The sequence below is a fragment of the Streptomyces katrae genome (assembly GCF_000966975.1).
Taxonomy (GTDB): Bacteria; Actinomycetota; Actinomycetes; order Streptomycetales; family Streptomycetaceae; genus Streptomyces; species Streptomyces katrae.
Genome location: NZ_JZWV01000805.1, coordinates 1 through 6,996, shown reverse-complemented (window position 1 = coordinate 6,996; position 6,996 = coordinate 1). Strand labels below are relative to the sequence as shown.

Annotated in this window: 8 protein-coding genes and 1 pseudogene; all 9 read left to right on the top strand. The window is 72.8% G+C overall.

All coding sequences use genetic code 11. The annotated features are described in order from the left end of the window. A partial coding sequence (locus tag VR44_RS26985) for a TIGR02234 family membrane protein (protein WP_045950214.1) occupies positions 1-261 on the top strand: 261 nt, incomplete at its 5' end. A gap of 142 nt (positions 262-403) precedes the next feature. Further along, the gene (locus tag VR44_RS26980; protein WP_045950213.1) at positions 404-655 is read left to right on the top strand and encodes an HGxxPAAW family protein; all 252 of its coding nucleotides are present in this window, start codon (positions 404-406) and stop codon (positions 653-655) included. Positions 656-835: 180 nt separating this feature from the next. Beyond that, entirely contained in the window at positions 836-1,228 is a 393-nt protein-coding gene (locus VR44_RS26975) for a DUF2752 domain-containing protein (protein WP_045950212.1), read from the top strand. A 182-nt stretch (positions 1,229-1,410) separates the two neighbouring features. Continuing rightward, positions 1,411-2,220, top strand: a complete 810-nt coding sequence (trpC, locus tag VR44_RS26970) for an indole-3-glycerol phosphate synthase TrpC (protein WP_045950211.1) — start codon at positions 1,411-1,413, stop codon at positions 2,218-2,220. 7 nt (positions 2,221-2,227) lie between these two features. Then, entirely contained in the window at positions 2,228-2,437 is a 210-nt protein-coding gene (gene trpM / locus VR44_RS26965; protein ID WP_045950210.1) for a tryptophan biosynthesis modulator TrpM, read from the top strand. Between the two features lie 215 nt (positions 2,438-2,652). After that, a complete protein-coding gene (trpB, locus tag VR44_RS26960; protein ID WP_045950209.1) occupies positions 2,653-3,906 on the top strand; it encodes a tryptophan synthase subunit beta in 1,254 nt (417 codons plus the stop codon). Continuing rightward, entirely contained in the window at positions 3,903-4,718 is an 816-nt protein-coding gene (gene trpA / locus VR44_RS26955) for a tryptophan synthase subunit alpha (protein WP_045950208.1), read from the top strand. The genes trpB and trpA overlap by 4 nt, the downstream gene beginning before the upstream one ends. Positions 4,719-4,813: 95 nt before the next feature. Further along, a pseudogene (locus VR44_RS26950) lies at positions 4,814-5,600 on the top strand (DsbA family protein); the annotation flags it as partial. Between the two features lie 245 nt (positions 5,601-5,845). Further along, positions 5,846-6,895 (top strand): prolipoprotein diacylglyceryl transferase, encoded by a 1,050-nt coding sequence (gene lgt, locus VR44_RS26945; protein WP_045950207.1) that lies wholly within the window; start codon positions 5,846-5,848, stop codon positions 6,893-6,895. Positions 6,896-6,996 lie beyond the last annotated feature (101 nt).

Here is a 6,996-nt window from a genome sequence, read left to right as displayed (position 1 = left end):
GCCGCCGTGGCGACCGCCGACACCGCCGCACGGGTGGTGGAGCTCAGCCATACGGCCTGGCCGTACATCACCGCCGCGGGCGCGGCCCTGATCCTGCTCGCCGGGCTGCTGGCGCTGCGCTTCGGCCGGAGCTGGCCCGCGATGGGGGGCCGCTACGAGCGCGACGGCAGTCCCCGGCGGCGTACGGCCGCCGCCGTGGACCCGGACCGGCCCGAGGACCTGTGGAAGGCTCTGGACCGGGGCGAGGACCCCACCGGCTGAGACGCCGGCCGGTCCGGGCCCGCACCGAGCCCCTGCGACGGGCTGAACGGGCCACCCGCCGGGGAATCCGCACGCCGCGTGCGGGACAATGAACACCGAGCGTGCGAGACGGCACGCCCGACAGATCAACGAGGAGCAACTCATGGCGGGCACGAGCCACGGACACACCCCGGCCGCCTGGACCGGTGTCGTCATTTCCTTCATCGGTTTCTGCGTCGCCGGCGCCTTCATGGTGATCGCGAACCCGGTCGGGTTCTGGGCGGGCATGGGCGTCGTCGCGCTCGGCGGTGTCGTCGGCCTCGCGATGAAGGCCGCGGGCATGGGCATGCCGAAGCCGGCCCACGAGGACCTCGCCGAGGTCATCGCCGCCAAGCAGCTCGCCGCGAAGGCCTGAGCCTGCCCCTGGCACCGGAAAGGCGCGGCCCGGCGGGGCTGCGCCTTTCGTCGTGAGCGGAGAGAATCGGCGGGTGGACGCCTCCAGTACTTCCCCCGGCCCGGCCGCCCCGGCCCGGCAGGGCCCGCCGCCCGCCCCGGTGCGGCAGGGCCCGCAGCCCGCCCCGTACGGGCCTCCCGGGTGCGCCGGCTGGCCGCTCCGGTACTGACCCTGGCCGGGGCCGTGGCCGCCTTCGCGTACGTGGGCGCCGTCGACCCCAACGAGCCCGGCCACTACCCGGTCTGCCCGCTGTTCCGGCTGACGGGCGTCCTGTGCCCCGGCTGCGGCGGGCTGCGCAGCGCGCACGCCTTCGCCCGGGGGGACCTGGTCACGGCCCTGGGGGACAACGCCATGGCCGTCGCCGGCTACCTCGTCTTCGCGGCCTTCACGGCCTTGTGGCTGGGGCGGGCCTTCCGTGGCGGTCCGGTGCCCCGGATCGCCCTGGGACCGGCCTGGTGGTGGGCGATCGGCACGCTCGCACTGGCGTTCACGATTGTCCGGAACCTACCGATCGGGTCCGTTTTGGCCCCGTGAGCCCTTGCGGGCCCCGGGGAGGGACTGGAGGAACCCCATATTCCGAGTGTCCAGACCCTGGGACGCCGCCAAGTCCGTGCGGAGGCCGTGGCGACCTGCGGATACCATTTGATTGCTGACCTTGCAGTGGTACGTGTCCGCAAGGCGGCCGAACGTCATCGACCCGGAAGGGGGCCGCTCGCGTGAGTGTGCTCGACGAGATCATCGAAGGGGTCCGCGAAGACCTTGCCGAACGGCAGGCCCGCGTGAGCCTCGACGAGCTCAAGGAGCGTGCCGCCAAGGCGCCCCAGGCCAAGGACGGCGTCGCGGCCCTGCGCGGCGACGGCGTCAAGGTGATCTGTGAGGTCAAGCGCTCCAGCCCCTCCAAGGGCGCGCTGGCCGCGATCGCCGACCCGGCCGGGCTCGCCGCCGACTACGAGGCGGGCGGTGCGGCGGTCATCTCCGTCCTCACCGAACAGCGTCGTTTCGGCGGCTCCCTGGCCGACCTGGAGGCCGTCCGCGCCCGCGTGGACATCCCGATCCTGCGCAAGGACTTCATCGTCACGGCCTACCAGCTGTGGGAGGCCCGCGCCTACGGCGCCGACCTCGTGCTGCTGATCGTGGCGGCGCTGGACCAGGAAGCCCTCGTCTCCCTCATCGAGCGGGCCGAGTCCATCGGCCTCACCCCGCTCGTCGAGGTCCACGACGAGGAGGAGATCGAGCGGGCCGTCGCCGCCGGTGCCAAGATCATCGGCGTCAACGCGCGCAACCTGAAGGACCTCAAGGTCGACCGCTCCACCTTCGAGCGCGTCGTCGGAGAGATCCCGCCCCACATCGTGAAGGTCGCCGAGTCCGGCATCCGCGGACCCCACGACCTGATCGCCTACGCCAACGAGGGCGCCGACGCCGTCCTCGTCGGCGAGTCCCTGGTCACCGGCCGCGACCCGAAGGCGGCCGTGGCCGACCTGGTCGCCGCCGGCGCCCACCCCGCCCTGCGGCACGGGCGGAGCTGACCCCTCCATGGCCCCCTCCCGCCCCTCCGTCCGCACCCGCCCGGGCCACGGCCCGGCCGGCGTGCCGACGGCGCACGCGCCCCTGGCGCGCGGCTGCCGCCCCCGCGGCTGCCGCGCCCCGGCCCGGCGCGTCCACGGGCGGCGGGTGCGCTACGTGATCGGCTCCGAGCCCGGTCAGGTCAACGGCATGCGATGGCGCGGCGGAGCCGCGTCGTAACGACGGCTCCGCCCGCCCGGTAGCCCTGGGCACCGGGCGCGGCCGGCCGCGTACGGCCCTGCGCCCCGAGCCCTCCACCGGCTCCCGGCGAGGACCGCTCCGTCCGTACCCCCACCCCCCTCCAGCGGGGTGCGCGGGCGGCGGACCGACGGCGCAATACGGTGCATCCCAGCCACCCGTCGGCATCGCATACCGCACCACGTAGGAGTAGTGGCATGTCCACCAGCTCGTTCTTCATCCCGGACCCGGAAGGCCGCGTCCCCAACACCGAGGGCTACTTCGGCGACTTCGGCGGCAAGTTCATCCCGGAGGCCCTCGTCGCCGCCGTGGACGAGGTCGCCGTCGAGTACGAGAAGGCCAAGGGCGACCCCGCCTTCGCCGCCGAGCTCAACGACCTCATGGTCAACTACACCGGCCGGCCCAGCGCCCTGACCGAGGTCCCCCGCTTCGCCGAGCACGCCGGCGGCGCCCGGATCTTCCTCAAGCGCGAGGACCTCAACCACACTGGCTCGCACAAGATCAACAACGTGCTGGGCCAGGCGCTGCTCACCAAGCGCATGGGCAAGACCCGCGTCATCGCCGAGACCGGCGCCGGCCAGCACGGCGTCGCCACCGCCACTGCCTGCGCCCTCTTCGGCCTCGACTGCACCATCTACATGGGCGAGATCGACACCCAGCGCCAGGCCCTCAACGTGGCCCGCATGCGCATGCTCGGCGCCGAGGTCATCGCCGTGAAGTCCGGCTCCCGGACCCTCAAGGACGCCATCAACGAGGCCTTCCGCGACTGGGTCGCCAACGTGGACCGCACCCACTACCTCTTCGGCACCGTCGCCGGCCCGCACCCCTTCCCGGCCATGGTCCGCGACTTCCACCGCGTCATCGGCGTCGAGGCCCGCCGCCAGATCCTGGAGCGCGCCGGACGCCTCCCCGACGCCGTCGCGGCCTGCGTCGGCGGCGGCTCCAACGCCATCGGCCTCTTCCACGCCTTCATCCCCGACGCGGACGTCCGCCTCGTCGGCTTCGAGCCCGCCGGACACGGCGTGGAGACCGGCGAGCACGCGGCCACCCTGACCGCGGGCGAGCCCGGCATCCTGCACGGCTCCCGTTCCTACGTCCTGCAGGACGAGGAGGGCCAGATCACCGAGCCCTACTCCATCTCCGCGGGCCTGGACTACCCGGGCATCGGCCCCGAGCACTCCTACCTCAAGGACAGCGGCCGCGGCGAATACCGCGCCGTCACCGACGACGCCGCCATGCAGGCCCTGCGTCTGCTGTCGCGCACCGAGGGCATCATCCCGGCCATCGAGTCGGCCCACGCCCTGGCCGGCGCCCTCGACCTGGGCAGGGAGCTGGGCAAGGACGGCCTGCTGGTCGTCAACCTGTCCGGCCGCGGCGACAAGGACATGGACACGGCGGCCCGCTACTTCGGGCTGTACGACGGCACGGAGCCCGAGGGGGAGAACAAGTGAGCACGGGAAACATCCAGCTGCTGAGCGACACCCTCGCCAAGGCCAGGTCCGAGGACCGCGCCGCCCTCGTCGCCTACCTCCCGGCCGGCTTCCCGACCGTGGACGGGGGCATCGAGGCCGTCAAGGCCGTCATCGCGGGCGGCGCCGACGTGGTCGAGATCGGCCTGCCGCACAGCGACCCGGTCCTCGACGGCGCCGTCATCCAGACCGCCGACGACATCGCCCTGCGCGGCGGCGTCAAGATCGCCGACGTGATGCGCACGGTCCGCGAGGCCTACGAGGCCACCGGGGTGCCGATCCTGGTCATGACGTACTGGAACCCCATCGACCGCTATGGTGTCGAGCGGTTCACCGCCGAGCTGGCCGCCGCCGGCGGCGCGGGCTGCATCCTGCCCGACCTGCCGGTCCAGGAGTCCGACCTGTGGCGCGAGCACGCGGCGAAGCACGGTCTGGCGACCGTGTTCGTCGTGGCCCCCAGCAGCAAGGACGAGCGCCTGGCCACCATCACCGCGGCCGGTTCCGGTTTCGTCTACGCCGCCTCCCTCATGGGCGTCACCGGCACCCGCGAGTCGGTCGGCCAGGAGGCCCAGGAACTGGTCCGCCGCACCCGCGCCACCACCGAGCTGCCGGTCTGCGTCGGGCTCGGCGTCTCCAACGCGGCGCAGGCCAAGCAGGTCGCGGGCTTCGCGGACGGTGTGATCGTCGGCTCGGCCTTCGTGAAGCTGCTGCTGGACGCCCCGGACCTGTCCGCGGGCCTGGAGGCCGTGCGGGCACTGGCGGGCGACCTCGCGGAAGGCGTACGCAGGTCCTGACGCGGGGCGGGCCCTTATCGGGGTTCTGTAGCCCGATCGGGTGGAATCGGGAGCGGGGAGGCACGCGAGTGCCTCCCCGCTTCGTTTGGCGGAACGTGAGCGAGAAGAACGACGGTGCGAACCGCGATGTGACGAAACGATCGGCCCGGGAGCGACTCCAGGCGGAGCGCGAGCAGCAGAAGAAGAAGGACAAGCGCAGGCGCGCCCTCGTGGTCGGCGGGGCGGTGGTCGGCGTCCTCGGCCTGGCCGCCGTCGTCGGCGTGATCGCGGCCAACACCGGCAAGGGCGACAAGACCGCCAAGGGCCCCGTAGCGGCCCCCTCGGGCGCCACGGGCAAGGACGCCCTCGCCATCCAGACCGGCAAGGACGGCGCCAAGTCCACCCTCACGGTCTGGGAGGACTTCCGCTGCCCCGCCTGTAAGGCCTTCGAGGACAACTACCGGGACACCCTGCACGACCTGGAGAACCGGGGCCTGCTCAAGATCGAGTACCACCTGGTGACCCTGATCGACGGCAACATGCGCGGCACCGGCTCCCTGAAGGCGGCGAACGCGGCGGCCCGCGCAGGACACCGGGAAGTTCGGCGCCTTCCACGACGTGCTCTTCGTGAACCAGCCGCAGGAGACGGACGACGCCTACGCCAAGAACGCCAAGCTGCTCGAACTGTCGGGGAAGGTCGACGGACTCGACACCCCGGCCTTCCGCTCCTGCGTGGAGGACGGCACGCACAACAGCTGGGTCGCCAAGTCGCACGAGGCCTTCCGCGCCGGAAAGTTCAAGGGCACCCCGACGGTCCTGCTCGACGGCAAGGACATCTTCGGCGACCAGGCCAACCCGCTGACCCCGCAGAAGCTGAAGGAGAAGGTCGAGGCCAACGCCGGCGTGACGGCGAAGCCGTCGGCTTCCGCTTCCGCTTCCGCTTCCTCTTCCGTCTCCCCGTCGGCCTCGGCCTCCGGGAAGCCCGGCTCCCTGCCGAAGGCGGGCTCCCCGAGCCCGTCCGGCTCGAGGACGGTGTCCAAGGGGACTACGGAGGACTGAGCCGCGGCGACCGCCGTGTGTGGTTTTGGTTTCAGCTTGCCGGGCGGGTTGCGGAGGCCACCGCCCGGCAGGGTAGCGTCAGCCTTGCCATGACCCTTGCTTACATCCCCAGTCCGTCGACCGGCGTGCTCCATCTCGGGCCGATCCCGCTCCGCGGCTACGCGTTCTGCATCATCATCGGCGTCTTCGTCGCCGTCTGGCTCGGCAACAAGCGGTGGATCGCGCGCGGCGGAAAGCCGGGCACGGTCGCGGACATCGCGGTGTGGGCGGTGCCCTTCGGCCTGGTCGGCGGTCGCCTCTACCACGTGATCACCGACTACCAGCTCTACTTCGGCGAAGGCCGGGACTGGGTCGACGCCTTCAAGATCTGGGAGGGCGGCCTCGGCATCTGGGGCGCGATCGCGCTGGGCGCGGTGGGCGCCTGGATCGGCTGCCGGCTGCGCGGCATCCCCCTGCCCGCCTGGGCCGACGCCCTCGCCCCCGGCATCGCCATCGCCCAGGCCTTCGGCCGCTGGGGCAACTGGTTCAACCAGGAGCTCTACGGCCGCCCGACCGACCTGCCGTGGGCGCTGAAGATCAGCGAGGGCCCCAACCGGGTCGCCGGCCTCTACCACCCGACGTTCCTGTACGAGTCCCTGTGGTGCCTCGGCGTCGCCGCCCTGGTCATCTGGGCGGACCGCCGCTTCAGGCTCGGGCACGGGCGGGCCTTCGCCCTGTACGTGGCCGCGTACTGCTCCGGGCGGGTCTGGATCGAGTACATGCGGGTCGACGAGGCGCACCACATCCTGGGCGTCCGCCTGAACGTGTGGACGGCCATCGTGGTCTTCATCCTCGCGGTGGTCTACTTCGTCCTCTCGGCGAAGCTGCGGCCGGGCCGCGAGGAGGTCGTCGAGCCGGAGCCCTCCGGGGGGTCCGGGGACACGGCCGGCTCCGACCGGGACGGGGCGGACGCCGCGAAGCCGGCTGCTGACGCGAAGGCCGAGCCGGAGGGCTCCGTCGGGGCCGACGCCGCGAAGCCGGCCGGGGCCGGGGCCGGGGCGGAGGCTCCCGCCTCGGCCGACGCTGCGAAGCCGGAGGCCGACAAGGCCGAGGCGAAGCCGGTCGGCCTGACCAAGGGCCCCGAGGCCGACAAGAGCTGAACGAGCCACCCGAAGGGGCGCCGCACCGGTTGCGGCGCCCCTTCGGCGTACCGGGGTTCCGCTGCGCGGGGCGAGGTCCCCGCCCCGCCCTTCCTCCGTTC